Raw genomic sequence first — 21,700 nt, 5'->3', positions numbered from 1 at the left:
AAATCCTCAGCGCCGGACCTTGAGGGTGAAGAGGCCCTGCGGCCGCAACATCAGGATGCCGACCACCGCGAGCAGGGTGATCACCTTGGCCATCGAGCCGGAGAGGAAGAACTCCAGGGTCGACTGGGTCTGGGAGATCGAGAAGGCCGACGCGATGGTGCCGAGCAGGCTCGCGGCGCCGCCGAACACGACGATCAGGAAGGTGTCGACGATGTAGAGCTGGCCGGAGGTCGGCCCCGTCGAGCCGATCATCGTGAAGGCCGAGCCGGCGACGCCCGCGATGCCGCAGCCCAGGCCGAACGTGTAGCGGTCGACCTTCTCGGTATCGATGCCGACAGCGCCGGCCATGGCGCGGTTGGCCATCACGGCCCGGACCTGCTGGCCGAAGCGCGAGCGGAAGATCAGCAGCGCCACGCTCACGGTAATCAGGATGGTCACCGCCATGACGAACAGGCCGTTGACCGGGATCTCGATCGTGTCGGTGACCTGCACCGAGCCGATCAGCCAGGACGGCAATTCGACGCCGACCTCGCGGGCCCCGAAGATCGACCGGTAGGCCTGCTGCAGGATCAGCGACAGGCCCCAGGTGGCGAGCAGGGTGTCGAGGGGGCGCTTGTAGAGGAACCGGATCAGGCTCCACTCCACCAGCATGCCGAGCGCCCCGGAGGCGAGGAACGCGAGCCCCATCGCGACGAAGAAGTAGACCGGGAACAGGGCCGGCAGGTAGCTCTGGCAGAAGGCCGAGCAGAGATAGGTGACGTAGGCCCCGAGGATCATGAACTCCCCGTGGGCCATGTTGATCACGCCCATCTGCCCGAAGATGATCGCCAGCCCCAGCGCCATCAGCAGGTAGACCGAGAACAGGATCAGGCCGGCAAAACCCTGCATGGCGAAGATCGCGCCGAGGTCGCCGAGGGAGTAGTCGCCCAACATGTTGGCCTGTCTCCGATCCGTGAGGCGGTTCGCGCGCGGCGAAAGCCCGTGATCCCGGTCCCATCACCTCATCCTGAGGTGCCGCAGCGCAGCGGAGGCCTCGAAGGAGGGCTCCAGAACTCTGGGTGGGTGCTGGAGGGCTCCTTCGAGGCAGGGCGATCGAGGATCGCCCTGCACCTCAGGATGAGGTTGCGTCCTGGTGGCGCCTGACCGGCGCCGACTACTGGTAGCCCTTCGGGAACGGATCCGGCTTGATCAGTTCCGGGCTGGTGTAGACGATCTCGAACTGGCCGTCGGGCTTGGCCTTGCCGACCCGGGTCTTCGACCAGAGGTGATGGTTCTCGTCGATCTTGACGTAGCCCTCCGGCGCGCCCTTGAACTCCAGGCCCGGCGAGGCCGCGACCACCTTGTCGACGTCGAAGGATCCGGCCTTCTCGCAGGCCATCTTCCACAGGAACGGGCCGAGATAGGCCGCCTGGGTGACGTCGCCGATGACCGTCTTCTCGCCCCACATCTTCTTGAAGGCGGCCACGAACGCCTTGTTGTTCTCGTTGTCGATCGACTGGAAGTACTTCATGCAGGCATAGGCGCCGGCGATATTCTCGCCGCCGATGCCGTCGATCTCGTCCTCGGTGACCGAGATCGTCATCAGCACCTGCTTCGACAGGTCGATGCCCGCGGCCTTCAGCTGCTTGTAGAAGGCCACGTTCGAGCCGCCGACCACGTCGGTGAAGATCACCTTGGGCTTGGTCAGCTTGATCTTGTTGATCACCGAATTGAACTGGGTGTGGCCGAGCGGGAAGTATTCCTCGCCGACCACCTTGCCCTTGAGCACGTTCTCGACGTGCTTGCGGGCGATCTTGTTCGAGGTGCGCGGCCAGATGTAGTCCGAGCCGATGAAGTAGAAGCTGTCGCCGCCCTTCTCCTTGTGGACCCAGTCGAGCCCGGCGAGGATCTGCTGCGTCGCCTCCTGGCCGGTGTAGAAGACGTTCTTGGACTGCTCCAGGCCCTCGTAGAAGGTCGGGTAGTACAGGAGGCCGTTATACTGCTCGAAGACCGGCAGCACCGCCTTGCGCGAGGCCGAGGTCCAGCAGCCCATCACGGCGGCGCAATGGTCGTTGACCAGCAGCTTCTTGGCCTTCTCGGCGAAGGTCGGCCAGTCGGAGGCGCCGTCCTCCTGGATGATCTTGATCTTGCGGCCGAGCACGCCGCCGGCCTCGTTGATCTGGGCGATGGCGAGCTTCTCCGCCTCCTGGGCGCCGGTCTCGGAGATCGCCATCGTGCCGGTGACCGAGTGCAGGATGCCGACCGTCACCTCGGTGTCGGTCACGGCGAGCCCGGTGGTGTTCACCGCCGAGGTGGGCGCGGCGGCCCAGGCGCCGCGGGGCATCAGGGCGAGGGCCGGTGCGCCGGCCAGACCCATCAGCAGCCTGCGCCGCAGCGGGGAGCGCAAGCCGTTCGTCGCGCCGGTCTCGGTGTCGTCAGCCATCGTGCCTGCCCTGGTTCGCGTCCGGGCCTCGAGAGGCGGCCCCGGATCGACCAGTCCAGGCTAGGTCTTCGGCTACGCTACGGCCTATACGATGTTTTGCGTATGGCCGTTCTCTTGCATCGGGCGCACCATCGCGGCGCAGAAGTCTGAGGGATCGTTGGAAGCGAGGGCGGAGAGCGTGGGCGGCGCCCGGTCGGCGGAGTGTTTCCGCGCGCGCGCGCGCGGACGAAGCCCCATGCGCCGGACCGGGCTGCGATGAGCGGTCCCCAGCGCATCATCCCGATCCGCCGGGACTACAACCGCTTCGTCGCCGACGAGACGCTGGAGGATTACGCCCTCCGCTTCACCGCCAAGAAGGCCCGGCGCTGGTCCGGCTTCCAGGTGGCGCAGACGGCGCTCGGTTCGGTCTCGTTCCTGGCGCTCGAGGCGATCGGCGGGACGCTGGCGCTCACGGCGGGCTTCCCCAACACGCTGGCGGCGGTGCTGGTGGTGGGCTTGATCATCTTCGCCACCGCGGCGCCGATCACGGTCTACGCCGCCCGCTACGGGCTCGACATGGACCTGCTGACCCGGGGCGCCGGGTTCGGCTATCTCGGCTCCACGGTCACGTCGCTGATCTACGCGAGCTTCACCTTCCTGTTCTTCGCCATCGAGGCGGCGATCATGGCGCTGGCGCTGCAGCTCTGCTTCGGGCTGCCGCTCGGCATCGGCTACCTCGTCTGCGCCGCCGCCGTGATCCCGCTGGTGGTCTACGGCATCCGGCTGATCAGCCGATTCCAGATCTGGACGCAGCCGCTCTGGGTGGCCTTGAGCCTGCTGCCGCTGGTCTTCGTGGCGGCCCAGGGCGCCGCGCCCCTGCACGCGCTCGCGGCGTTCCCGGGCCTCGACGGCGGCGGGGCGGCCTTCGACATCGGCCGGTTCGGGCTCGCCACCGGGGTGCTGCTGGCCCTGCTCGCCCAGGTCGGCGAGCAGGTCGATTTCCTGCGCTTCGTCCCCGAGCCGGTGAGCGAACGCGACTGGCGCTGGTGGCTGGCGGTGCTCTCGGGGGGCGCCGGCTGGATCGTGCCCGGCATGCTCAAGATCCTGCTCGGCGCCGGCCTCGCGGTCCTGGCGCTCGGGCACGGCGTCCCGCCCGAGCACGCCGCCGAGCCGACCCGGATGTACGCGGTGGCGTTCGGCTACGTGACCGGGGAGGGCGGCCGGGCGGCGCTCCTGCTCACCGGGCTGTTCGTCCTGGTCTCGCAGCTCAAGATCAACCTGACCAACGCCTATGCCGGCTCGATCGCGTGGTCGAACTTCTTCTCCCGGCTGACCCACAGCCATCCCGGGCGGGTGGTCTGGCTGGTGTTCAACGTGGCGATCGCGGTGCTCCTGATGGAGCTCGGCATCGACAAGACCATCGAGAGCACGCTGCCGCTCTACGCCTCCGTGGTCTCGGCCTGGGTCGGGGCGCTGGCCGCGGATCTCGCGGTGAACAAGCCGCTCGGGCTCTCGCCCGAGGGCATCGAGTTCAAGCGCGCCCATCTCTACGCCATCAATCCCGTGGGGACCGGCGCCATGGCGCTGGCGCTCGCCCTCGGCGGCCTCGCCTATGCCGGCCTGTTCGGCCACGCGCTCCAGCCCTTCGCGCCGCTCCTGACCCTGGCCGCCGCCTTCGCGACGGCCCCGGTGATCGCCTGGGCGACGGGCGGCCGCTGGTACCTCGCCCGGACCCCGAAGCGGGATTGGGGGGCGGGCGAGGTCACCTGCCGGGTCTGCGAATTGCCGTTCGAGGGCGAGGACATGGCCCATTGCCCGGCCTACGACGCCCCGATCTGCTCCCTATGCTGCTCGCTCGACGCCCGCTGCGGCGACCTGTGCAAGCCGCACGGCCGGCTGGAGGCTCAGGCGCAGCAGACGCTCGGCCGGATCCTGCCGGGCCGGACCGCCGCCTGGATCGGCGCGCCGCTCGGGCGCTACCTCGCGGTCATGCTGACCCTCTGCGCGGTGATCGGCCTGATCCTCGGGATCGTGCATGCGGGGGCGACCATCGCGCATCCCGAGCATCGGGCGGTCCTGCGCACGGCGCTCACCAGCGTGTTCTTCATCCTGGTGGTGATCCTCGGGGTGGTCGCGTGGCTGTTCGTGCTCGCCCAGGAGAGCCGGCGGGTCGCCCAGGCCGAGACCATGCGCCAGACCGCGCTCTACGAGGCCGAGATCGCCGCCCACAAGCTCACCGACGCCAAGCTGCAGGAGGCCAAGGAGCGGGCCGAGGCCGCCAACCAGGCCAAGAGCCGCTACGTCGTCGGCATCAGCCACGAATTGCGTACGCCGCTGTCCACCGTGCTCGGCTACGCCCAGCTCCTCGAATCCGACCCCGCGATCCCGGCCCAGCGCCTCAACGGAATCCGGGTGATCCGGCGCAGCGCGCAGCACCTGTCCGGCCTGATCGACGGCCTCCTCGACATCTCGCGGATGGAGGCCGGGCGGCTCGAGATCCACCGGGACGAGGTCCGGTTGACCGAGTTCCTCGATCAGCTGGTCGACATGGTCCGGCTCCAGGCCCGGGAGGCGGGCCTCGAATTCCGGTTCTCCCGGCCGGAGATCCTGCCCGCGGTGGTCGCCACCGACGAGAAGCGCCTGCGCCAGGTGCTGCTCAACCTCCTGTCGAACGCGATCAAGTTCACGCCCTCCGGCACGGTCACGCTGGACCTGAGCTATCGCAGCCAGATCGCGATGTTCACGATCCGCGACACCGGCCCGGGCATCCCGGAGGCGGATCTGGCGCGGATCTTCCAGCCGTTCGAGCGGGGCTCGACCCCGGCCGCCCGCAGCACCCCGGGGACGGGGCTCGGGCTCACCATCGCGGACCTGCTGGCGCAACTGCTCGGCGGTGAGATCACCGTGGCGGCGGCGCCCGGCGGCGGCACCCAGGCGCGGCTGCGCCTGATGCTGGCCTCCGTCGCGCAGCCCGCCCCGATCGTGCTGCCGGCCCCGGCCTCCGCGCCGGAGCGGGCCTATGCCGGCGCCCGTCGCACGATCCTGGTGGCCGACGACGACACCGCCCACCGGGCCCTGATGCGGGCGATCCTGGAGCCGCACGGGATCTCCGTGCTCGAGGCCGGCTCGGGGCCGGAATGCCTGGCGGCGGTGGCCCGGGGCGGGATCGACCTGATCCTGCTCGACATCGCCATGCCGGGGATGAGCGGCTGGGCCGCCGCCGCGACGCTCCGGGCGGAGGGGCATACCGGGCCGATCGCCATGATGTCGGCCAACGTCCACGAGATCAGCCCCGTGCGCGGCGACGACGCCCCCCACGACGCGATCTTCGCCAAACCCTTCGACCTGCGCGACGTGCTGGAGCGGATCGGAAAGCTGCTCCACCTCGAATGGACCGACGCCGCGACGCCCGCCCTGCGCGAGCCCGCCCCGGCGCTCGCCGAGATCGGCCATCCCGGGCCCGAGCATGTCGGCGAGTTGCTGCGCCTCGGCCGGATCGGCCATATCCGGGCGATCGAGGCCAAGCTCGCCCAGATGGAGGGCGATTCGACGGTGCCGCCCGCCTTCGTGGCCCAGATGCGCGGGCTGGTGGAGGGCTACGACCTGCGCCGCTACCTCTCGGTCCTGCAAGGACTCGCCCGCCATGGCTGAGGCGCCGACGAACCAGCCGAGCCGCGACGTCGTCCTGGTCGTGGACGATTCGCCCGACACGCTGAGCTTCCTCACCGAGGCGATCGAGCGCTCGGGCGCCACCGTGCTGGTGGCGGTGGGCGGCGACCTCGCCTTAGCGCTGGTCGACGAGATCACCCCGGACGTGATCCTGCTCGACGCGGTGATGCCGGGCATGGACGGGTTCGAGACCTGCCGGCGGCTCAAGGCCAAGCCGCAGCTCGCCGGGGTGCCGGTGATCTTCATGACCGGGCTCAGCGAGACCGAGCATATCGTGAAGGGGCTCAGCGCCGGCGGGATCGACTACGTCACCAAGCCGATCGCCCCGGACGAGATCCTGGCCCGGATCCGCGTGCACCTCGCCAGCGCCCGGGCCGCGCAGAGCGCCCGCGCCGCCCTCGACACCGCCGGGCGCACGCTGTTCGCCGTCTCGGAGGCCGGGGCGGTGCTGTGGTCGACCCCGCAGGCCGGGCGGCTGCTCGCCGGGCTCGGCCCCGATCCGGCCGGCGCCCTCGAACTGCCCGCCCGCGCCCGGGACTGGCTGCGCGACAGGCGCAGCAGGATCTCGTCCGGGGCCTCGGCCAACGCGCTGACGCTCACCGGCCCCGACGGCACCGCCTACACGCTCAGCTTCATCGGCCGCACCCCGGACGAGATCCTGCTGCGCCTGTCGCGCGAGGAGGGCTCGGGCGCGGTCGAGCGGCTGCGGGCGCGGCTGCCGGTCACCGGCCGCGAGGCCGAGGTGCTGCTCTGGCTGTCGCGGGGGAAATCGAGCCGCGACATCGGCGAGATCTTAGGGCTGAGCCACCGCACCGTGACCAAGCACCTGGAGGGCATCTACGCCAAGCTCGGCGTCGAGAATCGCACCGCGGCCTCGATCATCGCGGCCCGCCACCTGCAGGATTGAGTCGCCGCACGACTCGCTCGCTGCCGATCCAGAGGCCGGTTCGGCGTCCGCGCGCGGGGTGAATCCACGGCCCCGACCGTTGTCCACAGGCATCGCTGCAGCGCGAAACCCGTTGGTAAGCGGCATCCCACCACGGTCCGCGCACAGACGAACCAATTCGGGAACGGATGCGATGATGACCAGCCACCAGCTCGCCGACGAACTGAGGCGGGTCGCCACCACGCAGGTCAGCGACATCACCCGCGCGGTCAAGGAAGGCCAGAAATCGATCGCGCTGAACGAGGTGCGGGACATGGCCCGCCGCCTCAGCCTCCTGGCGGACGCCTTCGATCCGAAATCGGCGACCGAGAAGGCCGAGCCCCAGGACGGCGCCCAGGCTGCTTGACCCACGCCCGCACGATCCTGAGGAGCGCTCCCGTGATCCGCGCCTATTTCTACATTCGCCTCGACGGCGCCTACCTGGCCGCGCCGACGGCCCAGGATATCGCCGACATGGATGCGGCCCGGGTTGCCGCGCGCACGATCGTCCGGGGGCTGATGCGCCAGCACGGCGGCGACCCGCGCCTGCTCGACGCCGCCCTTGTGATCGCCGACGAGGCCGGCACGACACTCCTGGAGATGTCGTTCCTCGAAGCCCTGTACCTGCCGGTCGAGCCGGTGAACGATCCCAATCGCCGCCGCCCGATCCCGCGGGAATTCGGAGCGCTCCGCACGCCGCGGATGCTGTTCAGCGCCGCCATGGCCCCGATCCGGCGCTTCGCCGCCGGGCGGGCGATGCGCTGAGCCGGCCTCAGCCGAACAGATCGGTCGTCACGAAACCCCGCTCCGCCAGCCGCTCGGCCAGGACGCGCCGGTGGCAGCGGGCGGGATCCCGCTCGAAGCACAGCAGGCAGATCGGGGACGCCTCCGCCAGGGCGGCGAGCTCGTCGAGGGCGACGCCGCCGGCCGCCGTATCGAGCACCTCCTCGCAGTAGATCTTGCGCATCAGCGCCGCATCGTCGGCCCGGGCCGCCTCGCGCCCGGATTTCGGCGTGCCCAGGCTGCGCAGATGCACGTAGCCGAGCCCGGCCTCGACCAGCCCGCTCCCCAGCGCGCCCTTCGAGAAGCCGCGCTTGCGCGAGTTCGCCACCGCCCGCACGTCGGCCAGGACCGAAACGCCCGCCGAGCGCAGCGCATCCGTAAGGCGCTCGGGGTCGAGCCCTTCGTAACCTATGGTGAATAATTGCTTGCTCACGGGACCGTGACGGGACTCGCGTTGCGGGACGGGCACTTAGCCGGATCTCGGGCTGTGCACCAACCGGGGATTGATGCGGTATGTCGCGGCAGCGCAACGCATCCCGGAATTCCGCCGCAAAGATCGCAAAGCTCCGTTAACTGCGTCAGGGCCATCGATTACGCCTGACTTTGGCGCTTCTTCGGTGGCGGGCTGAACACTGATGGTGCGGGATTACAAGCTTTCGCAGGTTCCGTCCGCCGAGCGCGGCCGTGGCGTCGGCCCCCTGAGGGGCGTCCGGCGAATCGCCACCCGGGTGCTGGCCATCGCCGCGCTGGCGGGCTTGGCGGCCTGCGCCTCGAGCACGAATTTCTACCCGACCAAGGGCGACGCGAAGCCCCATCCGGGCGTGGCCAAGGCCAAGCAGCACCCGATCCAGGGCATCGACATCTCGAAGTGGCAGGGCAACGTCGACTGGGCCTCGGTCCGGGCCGCGGGCACCCAGTTCGCCTTCATCAAGGCGACCGAGGGCGGCGACCACGTCGACGAGCGCTTCCGGACCAACTGGGATGGCGCGGCCCGGGCCGGCGTGCCGCGGGGCGCCTACCATTTCGTGTTCTGGTGCCGCTCCGCCCGGGACCAGATGGAGTGGTTCAAGCGCAACGTCCCGAACGACCCGACGGCCCTGCCGCCGGTGCTCGATGTCGAGTGGAACGGCCACTCGCAGACCTGCCCGAAGAAGCTACCGAAGGCGCAGGCCCTGGCGATGGTCACCGAGATGCTCGAGGAGATGGAGCGCTACACCGGCAAGCGCCCGATCATCTACACCGACATCACTTTCCACAAGGATGTGCTGGAAGGCGAGCTGCCGGACTACCCGCACTGGTTGCGGTCCACCGCGGCCGAGCCGGAGCAGCGCTTCGTCAACCGCAAGTGGATGCTGTGGCAGTTCACCTCGACCGGGCGCGTCCCCGGGGTGCAGGGCGACGTCGACCGCAACGCCTTCTACGGCACGCCGTCCGACTGGGCCTCGTTCCTGTCGACCGATTGTGATCCTCGCGAGCACCGGCGGCTCTCGGAACAGGGCCTGTGCACCGACAAATAATTGAGCGGGCCCGATAGACTTAAGTTGGTTCACGAACACGGGGTGGGATATAAGCGTGTCCGGTTCGCCGGCTCGCAGGCGGGCAACCGGTGAGGATCCTTTCGGGAGCCTCTTGTTCCACGATCCTCATCCCGCAATGCCCGCTGACCGCGCCGCCGCCCCGACCGGCAACCTGCTCCTCGACGCGCTTCGAGGGGCCGACCGCGCGCTGATCGCGCCGCATCTCGAGCCGGTGGCGTTCGACAAGGGCGCGATCGTGTTCGAGGCGGGCTCGGACGTGACGCACATCACCTTCCCGTGCGGGCAGACCGTGGTGGCGCTGATCATCGCCACCCGGGACGGGCGCTGCGCCGAGACCGCCACGATCGGCCGCGAGGGCGCGGTCGGGGGGATCGTCAGCGCGGGCCGGGTGCCGGCCTCCACCGAGGCGATCGTGCAGATCGGCGGCCCGATGCTGCGGCTCGAGACCGACCGGCTGCAGGAGGCCAAGCGCCAGTCCACCGAGATCCGCAACCTGTTCGCGCGCTACTCCGACTGCCTCCTGGCCCAGGTGCTGCAGGCGGCGGCCTGCAACGCCCTGCACCCGATCGAGCAGCGCTGCCTGCGCTGGTTGCTGACGCTCCAGGACCGGATCGGCGGCGACACGCTGCCGATCACCCACGAATTGCTGGCCTCGATGCTCGGCGTCCAGCGCACCTATCTGACGCGGATCCTCAGCACCCTGCAGGACCAGGGCCTGATCCGGGTCGGGCGCGGGCGGATCACCGTGCTCGACCGCCGGGCGATGTCGGCGGCGGCCTGCGAGTGCCATTCCCGCGTGCAGCGGCATTTCAAGACCGTGCTCGGCGCGGTCTACACGGCGGAGGGCCTCGACCGGATCGAGCCGCCGGCCCCGGTCGATGCCGATCCGGAGCCCGCCCTGGCGTTGCGCAGCAGCGCGCACGGCTGAGCCGGGCCGGCGTCAATCGGCCGACCGGCGCTCCAGGATCTCGATCAGCGCCCCGTCCGGTCCCTCCACGAAGGCGATCCGCAGGCCCGGGCCGCGCTCGGTGATGCCCGCCCGCACGGTGACGCCGCGGGCCGTGAGATCGGCCATGGCCGCCGCGATGTCGGCGACGCGCAGGCCGATATGCTCGATGCCCAGGCAGGGCGTCTGCGTGGCGGGGGCGGTCTCGGGCGGGGCCTGCTCGATGAAGACGGTCAGGCCGCCGAGATCGAGCACCATGCGCTGCACCGGGTCGGCGCCGACGCGCTTCACTTCCCTGGCCCCGAAAGTCTCGACGTAGAAGGACGCGGCCTTCACCGCATCGCGGCTGCGCAGATGGACGTGGTCGCAGGCGTACTGCATCGCGTGTCTGTCTCCGGGGCCCGGTCCCGGCCGGCCCGTCATGGCGTCGCCGACAAAGGGTAGGGGGTCGAGCGTCCCGGGGCGAGATCCGCCGCTTGACGCAGCGCACGAACCCGCAGACTTTCGCCGCCGCGATCGTTGCAGGGATGCAACATCCTTCCCACATCCGGGTGGAAATCCCACACCGCACAGCTCAAGAGACCGATGCGCAATCCCTACGACGTGCTGGGCGTCCCCAAGGGAGCGAGCGAAGCCGATATCAAGAAGGCTTATCGCAAGCTCGCCAAGGACTTCCACCCCGACCGCAACAAGAACGACGTGAAGGCCAAGGACCGGTTCGCGGAGGCGAACTCGGCCTACGAGATCCTGGGCGATTCGGAGAAGCGCAAGCAGTTCGACCGCGGCGAGATCGACGCCGATGGCCGGCCCCGCGCCTCCGGGTTCGAGGGATTCTCGGGCGGGTTCGGCGGCGGCCGGTCGAGCGGCTTCGATTTCGAGAACATGGCCCGCGGCCGACAGGGCGGCATGGGCGGTGGCATGGGCGGCGGCGGGATGGGCGAGGATATCTTCTCGCACATCTTCGGCGAGGCGTTCCGCGCCGGCGGCGCCGGGCCGGGCGGCGCCCGCCAGGCCGCCAAGGGCGACGACGTCGCGGCCGAGCTGTCCGTCAGCCTGGAGCAGGTCGCCAGCGAGGAGAAGCTGCGCCTGGCCCTGCCCACCGGCCGCGAGGTCGACGTGGTGATCCCCCGGGGCGTGGAGGATGGGCAGACCATCCGGCTCCGCGGCCTGGGGCAGAGCGCCGGCCCCCGCGGCGAGCCCGGCGACGCGCTGCTCACCATCCGGGTCCGGCCGCATCCCCGCTTCACCGTCGACGGGGCCGACCTGAAGACCAGCGTCGAGGTGCCGCTGGAGGATGCCGTGCTCGGCGGCACGATCCGGGTGCCGACCCTGACCGGCGCCGTCGAGATGAAGATGCCGCCCATGACCAGCTCGGGCCGCACCTTCCGGTTGCGCGGCAAGGGTCTGCCCAAGAAGGACGGCACCCGCGGCGACCTGCTCGCCACCACGGCGATCACCCTGCCGGAGAGCGAGGATCCGGCGCTCATCGAGTTCGCCCGGAGCCGGCGCGCGAAGGCCGCCTGAGCGCCTGCGTGACAGGCGCGGCCTCTCGGGCCGCGCGGCGGCCCGGTGCGGACTTCCGTCGCCGGTCCGCCTCCGCTAAGGAGACCGCCGGTGCCGCGAGGGGCCGAGAGGTTTCCAGGATCGATCATGGCGGAACACGGGCAGGGCATTCTGGCGGGCAAGCGGGGCCTCGTGCTCGGGGTCGCCAACAACCGCTCGATCGCCTGGGGCATCGCCTCCAGCGCCCGCGCGCACGGGGCCGAACTCGCCTTCACCTACCAGGGTGACGCTCTGCGCAAGCGGGTCGAGCCCCTGGCCAAGGAGCTCGACGCCCACGTCATCGGGCATTGCGACGTGACCGAGGCGGCCACGATCGACGCCGTGTTCGCGGAGGCCGCGCGGGTCTTCCCCGAGGGCATCGACTTCGTCATCCACTGCATCGCCTTCTCGGACAAGGACGAGCTGACCGGCCGCTACCTCGAGACCTCCGAGGAGAACTTCACCAAGTCGCTCCTGGTCTCCTGCTACTCGTTCACCGCGGTGGCCCAGCGCGCCGAGAAGATCATGCGCCCGGGCGGCTCCCTGGTGACGCTGACCTATTACGGCGCCGAAAAATGGATGCCGCACTACAACGTGATGGGCGTGGCCAAGGCGGCGCTCGAAGCCTCGGTGCGCTACCTCGCGGCCGATCTCGGCCCGAAGAATATCCGCGTCAACGCGATCTCGGCCGGCCCGATCAAGACCCTGGCGGCCTCGGGCATCGGTGACTTCCGCTACATTCTGAAGTGGAACGAGTACAACGCCCCACTGCGCCGGACCGTCACGATCGGCGAGGTCGGCGAGACCGCCGCCTACCTGATCTCCGACATGTCGGCCGGCATGACCGGCGAGATCCTCCACGTGGATGCGGGCTACCACGTCGTCGGCATGAAGAACCCCGAGGCGCCGGACCTGACCCTCGACAAGGATTAGTCGTCTGCGTCGTCCGCGAAATCCCCCGAGAGTCTCAGCCCCTCGATCCAGGTCTCGCCGTCGCGCTTGACCACGACCCGCGGCCGGGCGCCGCCATGGCTCGCGATCCCGTCTGCGAGCCGCACGGAATGGGTGACCAGCCAGATCTGGGTGCGCTGGGCCGCCCGGGCGATCAGCCGGGCCAGCGGGTCCATCAAGTCGGGATGCAGGCTGGTCTCCGGCTCGTTCAACGCGATGAACGGCGGCAGCCGATAGCCGAGCAGGGCGCCCATCAGGGCGAGGTAGCGCAAGGTCCCGTCCGACAATTCCGGGGGGCCGAAGACCCGGTTCGGAAAATCCGGCACCGTCATCCCGAAACGCGCCTCGCGGCCTGGCACCGGCACCAACAGCCGGGCGCCCGGGAACGCCTCGTCCAGGGCCTCGTCGAGATCCGCCATGTCCTGCCGGATATGAGCCAGCGTGGCGAACAGGGCCGCGAGGTCGGACCCGTCCGAGGCGAGCGTCGGCGTCGTCACCGCGAGGCAGGGGCGGCGGAGCGGCGACTCGGCGTCGGTGCGGAAGGCGTGGTGGAAGCGCCACGCCGTCATGGCGAGACGCACCAGGGCGATCTCGGGATACAGGGTCGCGTCGAGGAAGGTGCCGAGCGCCGTCTCGGTGGGCAGCAACTCCGTGCCGAGCGAGCGCTTGCGCCCGTCCTCGTCCCGGGCGAAGCCGGTCCGGCCGTCGCGGTCGAGGATGACGGCGGTCCGGCCGCCCGTGCGCACCGACAGGCGCTCGGTCTTGACCTGCGGCTCCTGGGCGAAGGCCGCGCCGGTGGGGATGCCGTTGACCTGCGGCACCAGCCCGATCTCGACCGCGTAGGCGAAGTCCTGCCCGGTCCCGTCCTCGTGCAGGGTGGCGGACAGGCGGACCCGCGCGGCCTCCCCCTGCCGCCGACGCCCGGCCCAGAGCGCCGAATCCATCCCGCCCTCCGCGGCGAGCTCCCGGGTGAGCGTCCCCCGGGCTGCGGCCTGCAGCAATTCGAGGCCGCGATAGAGGTTGGTTTTGCCGGTGCCGTTGCCGCCCACGAACACCGACAGGCCGTCCACCGGGAAGCCGATCCGCCGGAGCGAACGGTAGCCCGAGACCGCGACCTCCCGAACCACCAGCATGCGGCACCCCTTCGTTCAGTCCGGGACCTTCAGGTCGGCGATGCCCTTGGCGGCCTTCGGGAATCGCGGGTCCATCGCCTCCAGCGTATCGGCGATCGTGCGGGCAATCACGTAATTGCGGAACCACTTGTGGTTGGCCGGCACCACCAGCCACGGGGCGTGCGGGCTCGAGCATTGCGACAGGGCATCCGAGAAGGCCTGCTGGTAGGCGTCCCAGGATTTCCGCTCGACCAAGTCGGCCGGGTCGAACTTCCAGTGCTTCTCCGGGTCGGCGATCCGGGCCTCCAGGCGCTTCTTCTGCTCGTCCTTGGAGATGTGCAGGAAGAACTTGATCACCACCGTGCCGGATTCGGTGAGCAGACGCTCGAAATCGTTGATCAGCCGGTAGCGACCCTGCCAGACCGCGTCCGGCACGAGGCCCTTCACCCGCACAACGAGGACGTCCTCGTAATGGCTGCGGTTGAACACGCCGATCATGCCGCGCCCCGGCGTCTTGGCGTGGTAGCGCCACAGGAAATCGTGATCGAGCTCGTCGCTCGACGGCACCTTGAACGACGACACCGTGCAGCCCTGCGGGTTCACGCCCTTGAGCACGGCTCGGATCGTCCCGTCCTTGCCGCCGGTATCGATCGCCTGGAACACGAGCAGCAGGCTGCGCGCGCGCTCGGCATAGAGCCGCTCCTGCAGCGCGCTGATGCGCTCGCGCTCCTGGCCGAGGGCGTCCTTGGCCCAGAGCTTGTCGAGGCCGCCATCGGCGTCCGCGTCGACCGCCGACAGGTCGATCCGCGTCCCGGGCTCGACCGCCACGATCCCCGGGGCGGCCAGGATCGGGATCTGCCGGTGGCTGCCCAGGGCGGCCGGCACCGTCCCGGCAATCGCGTCCGCCGCCCCGGCCCAGACGGCGGTCGAGGGCGCCCGCGCCCGGGCGGCCTGGTGCCGATCCGGGCCGTCTGTCACGCTCCCGTCCTGCGAGTGGCCGGGAAGATGCTTGCCGTGCTTCTTGGACATGGGCAGGACCGTGTTGAGGGGCTTTGCCGACGAACGCGCAGAACGGTTGGCAAGCCCGGCCGTTCCGGGCGCCTGCGCAGCGACAGGATTTTAAGACGGTTGGCCACGATCTATTTCATCCGCCACGGCCAGACCGCCTGGAATGCCGAAGGCCGCCTGCAGGGCAGTCGCGACATCGACCTCAACCCGCAAGGGGAGGCGCAGGCCGTCGCCGTGGCCGAACGCCTGGCCGCGGTGGCGGGGCCGGGCCTGGCGGAGGCCGAGTTCCTCGCGAGCCCGCTCAAGCGCACCCGGCGGACCATGGAGATCCTGCGCACCACGCTGGGCCTGCCGCCGGGCGCGTACCGGACGGATCCGCGGCTGCGGGAAATCGGCTTCGGCACCTGGGAGGGCTCGACCTGGGCCGAGATCCGCCGCCGGGATCCGGGGGGCGCCTCGGCGCGCGACCGCGAACGCTGGAACCACCGTCCGCCCGGCCTCGGCGGCGAGAGCTACGCCACCCTGGTGGAGCGGGTCGGGCCGGTCCTCGCCGATCTGCAGGGGGATGCCGTGGTGGTGGCCCATGGCGGCGTCGCCCGGGCGGCCCTGGTCGCCCTCGGCCTGCTCGACGTCTACGCCGCGCCCCGCCTCGGCATCCGCCAGGGCGAGGTGCTGGTCCTGGAGCCGACCGGCTGGCGCTGGGCTTGAGCGTCGCGCGCGGGATGCCCGCGGCACGCTCGCGTGCGGTGGAAGACAGCCCGGCGGATCGTGCGTTTGGTAAGGCGCGCTAAGCCGTCCTTCACCCAGGGTTCAAAGCCGCCTCGATAACGGCATGATCGACTGGCTATAGGGCGGTCGCCACGGTATGCGCCGACCTGTTCGGTCGGCCAGCGGAGCAGCGGATGAGCGACCTCGCCGAGAAGACCCGGTCCGGACCGGCTGCCGAGGCGCGTGAGCGTCCGGCGGACGGGGCGGCCGTGCTGCGCGGCGCGCACCGCCCCGACCTGATCCGCGACGAGGTACTGGCCGAGATTTTTCTCGCCTCGGCGCGTGCCCGGCCGGAGCATCCCTGCCTGATCGACGGTGCGCGCGTGATCGCGGGCGGCGTCCACCCCAGCCTGACCTATGCCGAGGTCGCTGCCCGGGCCGGGCGGATCGCCGCCGGCCTCGCCCATCGCGGCATCGGCCCCGGCGACATCGTCGGGCTCTGGATGGCCCGCGGGCCCGACCTTCTCGTCGCCCAGATCGGCATCACCCTGTCGGGTGCCGCCTGGCTCCCGTTCGACGCCGAGGCGCCGGCCGACCGGGTCGGGGTCTGTCTGACGGATGCCGCCGCCAAGGCGCTGCTGGTCTCGCCGGCGCTCGCTGCCGCCGCGCCCGACGCGGCGCCGGCCCTGACCCCGGCTGATCTCGATGCCGCGACGCCCGCGGATGCGCCGGTGCCGGATGCCCGCGCCGCCGGCCTGACGCCGGAGCATCCCGCCTACCTGATCTACACCTCGGGCTCGACCGGCGTGCCAAAGGGCATCGTCATCAGCCACGCCAACATCTGCCACTTCCTCCGGTCGGGGAACGCGCTCTACGGCATGCGCGCCGACGACATCGTGTTCCAGGGCGCCTCGGTCGCCTTCGACCTGTCGATGGAGGAGATCTGGGTCCCGTATCTCGTCGGCGCGACGTTGTTCGTGGCGAGCCCGGCCATGATGGGCGACGTCGAATCCCTGCCGGGCATCCTGGAGGCCGAGCGGATCACGGTGCTCGACACCGTGCCGACCCTGCTGGCGATGATCTCCGGCGACCTGCCGACCGTGCGCCTGGTCCTGCTCGGTGGCGAGGCCTTGCCCGAGCCGCTGGTCGCCCGCTGGGCTACCGGTGCGCGCCAGTTGTTCAACACCTACGGGCCCACCGAGGCGACCGTGGTCGCCACCGCGGCCGAGATGCGCCCGGGCGAGCCGGTGACCATCGGCGGCCCGATCCCGAATTACTCGGTCTATGTCGCGGGCGAGGATCTGAGCCTGCTCGGCCGCGACCAGCAGGGCGAGTTGCTGATCGGCGGTCCCGGCGTCGCCCGCGGGTACCTCGCGCGGCCCGAACTCACGGCGGAAAAGTTCATCGCCAACCCGTTCGCCTCGGACGGGACCGACTCGATCCTCTACCGCTCGGGCGATGCGGTCTCGCTCGATGCCGCCGGGCGGATCCTGTTCCACGGCCGCATCGACGACCAGGTGAAGATCCGCGGCTTCCGGGTCGAGCTCGGCGAGATCGAGGCGCGGATCCGCAGCGTGCCCGACATCAACCAGGCCGCCGTGGTGCTGCGCCAGGACGACGGCGTCGACCGGCTCGTCGCCTTCCTGATCCCCGAGCGCGGCCGGACGGTGGACACCGCCACCTTACGCCGGACGCTCGCCGGCCAGATGCCGCCCTACATGGTGCCCGGCCATTTCGAGCTGGCCGAGACCCTGCCGCGCCTGACCTCCGGCAAGGTCGACCGCAAGGCGCTGAAGATCGCCCCGCTCACGGTCGTGTCGGCCGACGGCGAGCAGGAACCCCCGGCCAACGAGACGGAAGCGGCGCTGGTCGCCGCGGCCAAGCAGGTCTTCGGCAACCAGCCGATCCCGCTGGAGGGCGATTTCTTCGCCGATCTCGGCGGGCACTCGCTGCTGGCTGCCCGCTTCGTCTCGGCGGTGCGCGAGGCCCCGGCGCTCGCCGGCATCACCCTGCCGGACGTCTACGCCCTGCGCACCATGCGGGCGATGGCCGACGCGCTGATCGCCCGCACCGGCGGCATGGGCGCGGCGGCCTCGGTCCGCGACCTGAGCTTCGAACCGCCGCCGTTGCTGCGGCGGGCCCTGTGCGGGCTGGCCCAGGCCGTCGCGCTGCCCTTCGTCATCGCGCTGGCCACCGCGCAGTGGCTCGGCATGTTCGTGACCTACCTGCTGCTGACTGGCGGCGGCCTCAGCTTCTTCGCCGAACTGGGTGTGCTGCTCCTCGTCTACATCGCGATCAACGGCGTGACCGCGGTGGTCGCGGTGGCGGGCAAGTGGCTGGTTCTCGGCAAGACCAAGCCCGGCCGCTACCCGCTCTGGGGCGCCTATTACTACCGTTGGTGGCTGGCGCAGCGTCTGGCACCCCTGGTCCACGTGAAGTGGCTCCAGGGCTCGCCGGCGATCTCGGTCTACCTGCGGCTGATGGGGGCCAAGGTCGGCCGCGACGCGCTGATCTCCGACATCGAGATCGGCGCCCCCGACTTGCTCACCATCGGCGACGGCGCGTCGCTCGGCGGCCGGCTGGTGATCGCCAATGCCGAGATCGTCGGCAACGAGCTGGTGATCGGCTCCGTCGAGATCGGCGCGGATGCCGCGATCGGCACCTCCTGCGTGATCAGCCACGACACGGTGATCGGCGCGCAGGCCGAGATCGCCGACCTCACCACGATCCCGACCGGCACCCGGGTCGGCCCGGCCGAGATCTGGGATGGTTCCCCCGGCCGCAAGGTCGGCCTGGCGAACCCGGCCGAGCTGCCGGCGGCGGCCGAGGCCTCCTTCCCGCGCCGTGCCGCCTTCGCGGCGGCCTATATCGTGCTGCTCGGCGCGATCCCGGCGGTCGGCCTGCTGCCGATCTTCCCGGCCTTCTTCATCTTCGACCAGATCTCGGATTCGCTCTCCGACATCACCGATGTCGACTACCACTGGTACCTGCCGATCCTCACCTGGCCGACCGCCATGCTGATGACCGCCGGCACGGTGCTGCTGATCGCCGGCATCCGCTGGATCGTGCTGCCGCGGACCCGCTCGGGCACCTACTCGGTCCACTCGCTGTTCTACCTGCGCAAGTGGTCGCTGGCGCTCGCCGTCGAGGTGACGCTGGAGACGCTCTCGTCGCTGTTCGCCACGGTCTACATGCGCGCCTGGTACCGGCTGATGGGCGCCAATATGGGCCACGGCGCCGAGATCTCGACCAACCTCGCCGGCCGCTACGATCTCGCCGAGGTCGGCGCGAAGAACTTCATCGCCGACGAGGTCGTGTACGGCGAGGAGGAGATCCGCCGCGGCTGGATGCATCTCGAGCCGGTGCGCACCGGGGCGCGGGTCTTCGTCGGCAACGATGCCGTGGTCCCGCCCGGCGCCGTCATCCCGGACGACGTGCTGATCGGCATCAAGTCGAAGCCGCCGGCCAACGACGCGATGAGCCCCGGCGAGACCTGGTTCGGCTCGCCGCCGATCCGGCTGCCCGCCCGCCAGAAGGTCGATCTCGGATCGAACGCCCAGACCTACGAGCCCGGGATGTGGCCGAAGATCCGGCGCGGCGTGTTCGAGGCGTTCGCGACCTCGTTCTCGCCGATGCTCTACATCACCCTGGCGATCACCGTGATCGACTGGTACTTCTATCCGGCGATCCTGGAGAAGGATTGGACCGGGCTGGCCGTCAGCTTCGTCACCGCCAGCGTCTGCATCGCGCTGATCCAGTCCGCCGCGGTCATCGCGATGAAGTGGCTGCTGATGGGCGTCTACAAGCCCGGCATGCAGCCGATGTGGTCCTGGTGGGCGATGCGCACCGAGGCGATCGCGGTGGCCTATTGGGGCCTCGCCGGCAAGGTGCTGCTCGAGCACCTGCAGGGCACGCCGTTCCTGCCCTGGGCCCTGCGCCTGTTCGGCGTGAAGGTCGGCAAGGGCGTGTGCATGCTCACCACCGACATCACCGAGTTCGATTGCGTGTCGATCGGTGACTACGCCACGATCAACCGCGTCTCCGCGCTGCAGACCCACCTGTACGAGGACCGGATCATGAAGATCGGCCGCGTCGTGGTCGGCCGCGGCGTCTCGGTCGGGTCGTTCGCGACGGTCCTGTACGACACCAAGGTCGGCGACTACGCGCGCCTGCGCCCGCTCACGATCGTGATGAAGGGCGAATCGATCCCCGCCAACACCGAGTGGGAAGGGGCGCCGGCGGTGCCGGTGATCCACGCGGCGCGCGACGCGGGATAGTGTGTCTCGGCCTTGTCCCCACCCGCGCCCTCATCGTGACGTGCCCTCCGATCGCCGGGCGCCTCAGGATAGGGGCGCCGGGTCGGAGGGGGCACCAAGCAAGACCAGGCGAGCCCTCGTCGTGGACCGCGACCGGCCCCCAGGAGGGCGGGCCTCGCGCCCGTTCGGTGGCGTCCAGTACTGCGCAGCATCCATGGCGCATCGGGCCTGAAGAGGCACAGCCGCCCAAGGTCTGGGCGGCCGGACTAGCCTGAGGTGTCCCGCGACATCACAACCGAAGGTTGCTATCGCGCTGACGTGTAAGCATCGGCGCGGTATTTTCGTCGCTCCGGTGCGAAATGAGCCGGAACGTGCGTTGAGGTCCGGCCAATATCAGATGGCTCGTGCTATCGTCCGAGTCGGAGACTGATAGAACGCCGTGCATCTCGATCCAGCCACCCTGCTGATCGTTAGTTCCGTGATGACCTTGCTGGTCGGCACGCTGTTCGTTCTGTCGTGGCGGCAGGCGCCGGCGTCGCGCGCCCTGGCGCTGTGGGGCGCCGCGCATATTCTCGGTGCCGTCGGCTCCGCCGGCCTCGCCCTGCGCGGCCAGATTCCCGACCTCGTATCGATCGCGCTGTCCAACGCCGTCGTGCTGGCGGCCTATGGGCTGATCTGGAGCGGCGTCCGCTCGTTCGAGGGGCGGCCGATCCGGATCGGCCTGGCGCTCGCGGGGGCCGCCATTTGGTGCGTGCTCTGCCTGGTGCCGGCCTTCTACGGATCGATGGAGGCCCGGATCGTGTACGCGTCCGCGGTGGCGGCCCTCTATTCCGCCGATTCGGCCCGCGCGTTCTGGCGCGGCCGCGGCGAGCGCCTCGCCTCGCGGGTGGCGGCCGTGACCACGCTGGGGCTGCACGCCACCTTCTACCTTGTGCGCATCCCGTCGACGCTTCTGGCGCCGCCGCCCCCGAGGCTGAACCCGTTGACCTCGCCCTGGGTGGCGATCCTGTGCTTCGTCACGCTGCTGTTCTCGATCGCCCTGGCCTTCACCTGCATGGCCCTGGTCAAGGAACGGGCCGAGCGCGAGCAGCGCCTCGCCGCGGCGACGGACCCGCTCACGGGAATCCCCAACCGGCGGGCCTTCGCCGAGGCCGCGGCGGCGGCCCTCGCCACGCGCCGGGATGTGGCCCTGCTGCTGTTCGACCTCGACCGGTTCAAGGCGGTCAACGATGTCCACGGCCACGCGGTCGGCGACGCCGTGCTGGTCGGGTTCTGCACCATGGCGGCCTCCCTGCTGCCCCGGGAGGCGGTGCTCGGCCGGCTGGGCGGCGAGGAATTCGCCTGCCTGCTGCCCGACGTCTCCCCGGCCGAGGCCCTGGCGCGGGCCGAGGAGCTGCGCCGGACCTTCGCGAGCCTGTCGGTCTCGGAACTGCCGGACCTGCAGGTCAGCGTCAGCATCGGGATCGCGCAGGCCCGGGACGGGGTCGATTACGAGGCGCTGATGCGTCGGGCCGATGCCGCACTCTACGTCGCCAAACATGGCGGGCGCGACCGGGTCGCGGTGGCGGAGCGGGTGCAAGCGGCGTAAGCCGGCGCGGTCGGAAACCGGCCGCAGATGCGGTATCGCGGGCCGGATTGGAGACCGGCCATGGACGAGCCCACCCGCATCGATCGCCTGGAGATGCGCCTCACCGAGCAGGACTCGGTCATCGAGGATCTGAACCGCACCGTCACGGAGCAGTGGCGGGTGATCGACCGGCTGGTCCGCCAGGTCGCGGCGCTGCGGGATCAGGTCGAGGAGGCGGCGGCCCGGTCCGCGCCGCGCGGGCCGGAACCGCCGCCGCCGCATTACTGACGGATG

Annotated in this window: 18 protein-coding genes; 12 read left to right on the top strand and 6 right to left on the bottom strand. The window is 70.4% G+C overall.

The genetic code is table 11. The annotated features are described in order from the left end of the window. Nucleotides 1-6: 6 nt before the first annotated feature. A complete protein-coding gene (gene urtB / locus LGR69_RS16410) occupies nucleotides 7-933 on the bottom strand; it encodes an urea ABC transporter permease subunit UrtB (protein ID WP_007566366.1) in 927 nt (308 codons plus the stop codon). Nucleotides 934-1,153: 220 nt separating this feature from the next. After that, on the bottom strand, nucleotides 1,154-2,422 hold the full coding sequence (urtA, locus tag LGR69_RS16405) for an urea ABC transporter substrate-binding protein (RefSeq protein ID WP_007566368.1): 1,269 nt from the start codon (nucleotides 2,420-2,422) through the stop codon (nucleotides 1,154-1,156). A gap of 255 nt (nucleotides 2,423-2,677) precedes the next feature. On the opposite strand from urtA, the gene LGR69_RS16400 reads away from it, so the two are divergent. The 4 genes from LGR69_RS16400 (at nucleotide 2,678) to LGR69_RS16385 (ending at nucleotide 7,760) form a co-directional block, all read left to right on the top strand. Next, on the top strand, nucleotides 2,678-6,052 hold the full coding sequence (locus LGR69_RS16400; RefSeq protein ID WP_230366667.1) for a hybrid sensor histidine kinase/response regulator: 3,375 nt from the start codon (nucleotides 2,678-2,680) through the stop codon (nucleotides 6,050-6,052). Then, the gene (locus tag LGR69_RS16395) at nucleotides 6,045-6,977 is read left to right on the top strand and encodes a response regulator transcription factor (protein ID WP_230366666.1); all 933 of its coding nucleotides are present in this window, start codon (nucleotides 6,045-6,047) and stop codon (nucleotides 6,975-6,977) included. Before LGR69_RS16400 ends, LGR69_RS16395 begins: the two co-directional genes overlap by 8 nt. A 172-nt stretch (nucleotides 6,978-7,149) precedes the next feature. Beyond that, complete coding sequence (locus tag LGR69_RS16390) at nucleotides 7,150-7,362, top strand: hypothetical protein (protein ID WP_082316903.1); 213 nt, start codon at nucleotides 7,150-7,152, stop codon at nucleotides 7,360-7,362. Between the two features lie 32 nt (nucleotides 7,363-7,394). Then, nucleotides 7,395-7,760, top strand: coding sequence for a DUF6894 family protein (locus LGR69_RS16385; protein ID WP_122161285.1), 366 nt, complete (start codon nucleotides 7,395-7,397; stop codon nucleotides 7,758-7,760). 7 nt (nucleotides 7,761-7,767) lie between these two features. Here the strand turns inward: LGR69_RS16385 and LGR69_RS16380 are convergent, their stop codons facing one another. Further along, nucleotides 7,768-8,211 (bottom strand): DUF488 domain-containing protein, encoded by a 444-nt coding sequence (locus tag LGR69_RS16380; RefSeq protein WP_230366665.1) that lies wholly within the window; start codon nucleotides 8,209-8,211, stop codon nucleotides 7,768-7,770. Between the two features lie 202 nt (nucleotides 8,212-8,413). Here LGR69_RS16380 and LGR69_RS16375 point away from each other — a divergent pair, with 202 nt between their 5' ends. Together LGR69_RS16375 and LGR69_RS16370 are read left to right on the top strand one after the other, a co-directional pair. Beyond that, a complete protein-coding gene (locus LGR69_RS16375; RefSeq protein ID WP_007566378.1) occupies nucleotides 8,414-9,295 on the top strand; it encodes a glycoside hydrolase family 25 protein in 882 nt (293 codons plus the stop codon). A gap of 136 nt (nucleotides 9,296-9,431) precedes the next feature. Beyond that, nucleotides 9,432-10,244, top strand: a complete 813-nt coding sequence (locus LGR69_RS16370; RefSeq protein ID WP_007566379.1) for a Crp/Fnr family transcriptional regulator — start codon at nucleotides 9,432-9,434, stop codon at nucleotides 10,242-10,244. A 12-nt stretch (nucleotides 10,245-10,256) separates the two neighbouring features. On the opposite strand, the gene LGR69_RS16365 is transcribed toward LGR69_RS16370, so the two are convergent. After that, nucleotides 10,257-10,643 (bottom strand): VOC family protein, encoded by a 387-nt coding sequence (locus tag LGR69_RS16365; protein WP_122161283.1) that lies wholly within the window; start codon nucleotides 10,641-10,643, stop codon nucleotides 10,257-10,259. A 204-nt stretch (nucleotides 10,644-10,847) separates the two neighbouring features. On the opposite strand from LGR69_RS16365, the gene LGR69_RS16360 reads away from it, so the two are divergent. Beyond that, entirely contained in the window at nucleotides 10,848-11,786 is a 939-nt protein-coding gene (locus LGR69_RS16360) for a DnaJ C-terminal domain-containing protein (protein ID WP_007566381.1), read from the top strand. Nucleotides 11,787-11,912: 126 nt separating this feature from the next. Continuing rightward, the gene (fabI, locus tag LGR69_RS16355; protein WP_007566382.1) at nucleotides 11,913-12,737 is read left to right on the top strand and encodes an enoyl-ACP reductase FabI; all 825 of its coding nucleotides are present in this window, start codon (nucleotides 11,913-11,915) and stop codon (nucleotides 12,735-12,737) included. Here fabI and LGR69_RS16350 read toward each other — a convergent pair. Further along, nucleotides 12,734-13,888 (bottom strand): AAA family ATPase, encoded by a 1,155-nt coding sequence (locus LGR69_RS16350; protein ID WP_230366664.1) that lies wholly within the window; start codon nucleotides 13,886-13,888, stop codon nucleotides 12,734-12,736. The genes fabI and LGR69_RS16350 overlap by 4 nt on opposite strands. Nucleotides 13,889-13,903: 15 nt before the next feature. Further along, on the bottom strand, nucleotides 13,904-14,896 hold the full coding sequence (locus LGR69_RS16345) for a polyphosphate kinase 2 family protein (protein ID WP_122161280.1): 993 nt from the start codon (nucleotides 14,894-14,896) through the stop codon (nucleotides 13,904-13,906). Nucleotides 14,897-14,995: 99 nt separating this feature from the next. On the opposite strand from LGR69_RS16345, the gene LGR69_RS16340 reads away from it, so the two are divergent. From LGR69_RS16340 to LGR69_RS16325, 4 genes are all read left to right on the top strand, one after another. Further along, entirely contained in the window at nucleotides 14,996-15,583 is a 588-nt protein-coding gene (locus LGR69_RS16340) for a histidine phosphatase family protein (RefSeq protein ID WP_007566387.1), read from the top strand. A gap of 194 nt (nucleotides 15,584-15,777) precedes the next feature. Further along, nucleotides 15,778-19,860: a Pls/PosA family non-ribosomal peptide synthetase gene (locus tag LGR69_RS16335; RefSeq protein WP_230366663.1), complete on the top strand. Its 4,083-nt coding sequence runs from the start codon at nucleotides 15,778-15,780 to the stop codon at nucleotides 19,858-19,860. Nucleotides 19,861-20,278: 418 nt separating this feature from the next. Beyond that, a complete protein-coding gene (locus LGR69_RS16330; RefSeq protein WP_230366662.1) occupies nucleotides 20,279-21,427 on the top strand; it encodes a GGDEF domain-containing protein in 1,149 nt (382 codons plus the stop codon). Nucleotides 21,428-21,487: 60 nt separating this feature from the next. Further along, nucleotides 21,488-21,694: a SlyX family protein gene (locus LGR69_RS16325; RefSeq protein ID WP_007566394.1), complete on the top strand. Its 207-nt coding sequence runs from the start codon at nucleotides 21,488-21,490 to the stop codon at nucleotides 21,692-21,694. Nucleotides 21,695-21,700 lie beyond the last annotated feature (6 nt).

Source organism: Methylobacterium brachiatum (genome assembly GCF_020523825.1).
GTDB lineage: Bacteria > Pseudomonadota > Alphaproteobacteria > Rhizobiales > Beijerinckiaceae > Methylobacterium > Methylobacterium brachiatum.
Note: the sequence above shows the minus strand (reverse complement) of the source record. Positions and strands in the feature narration are given on the sequence as shown.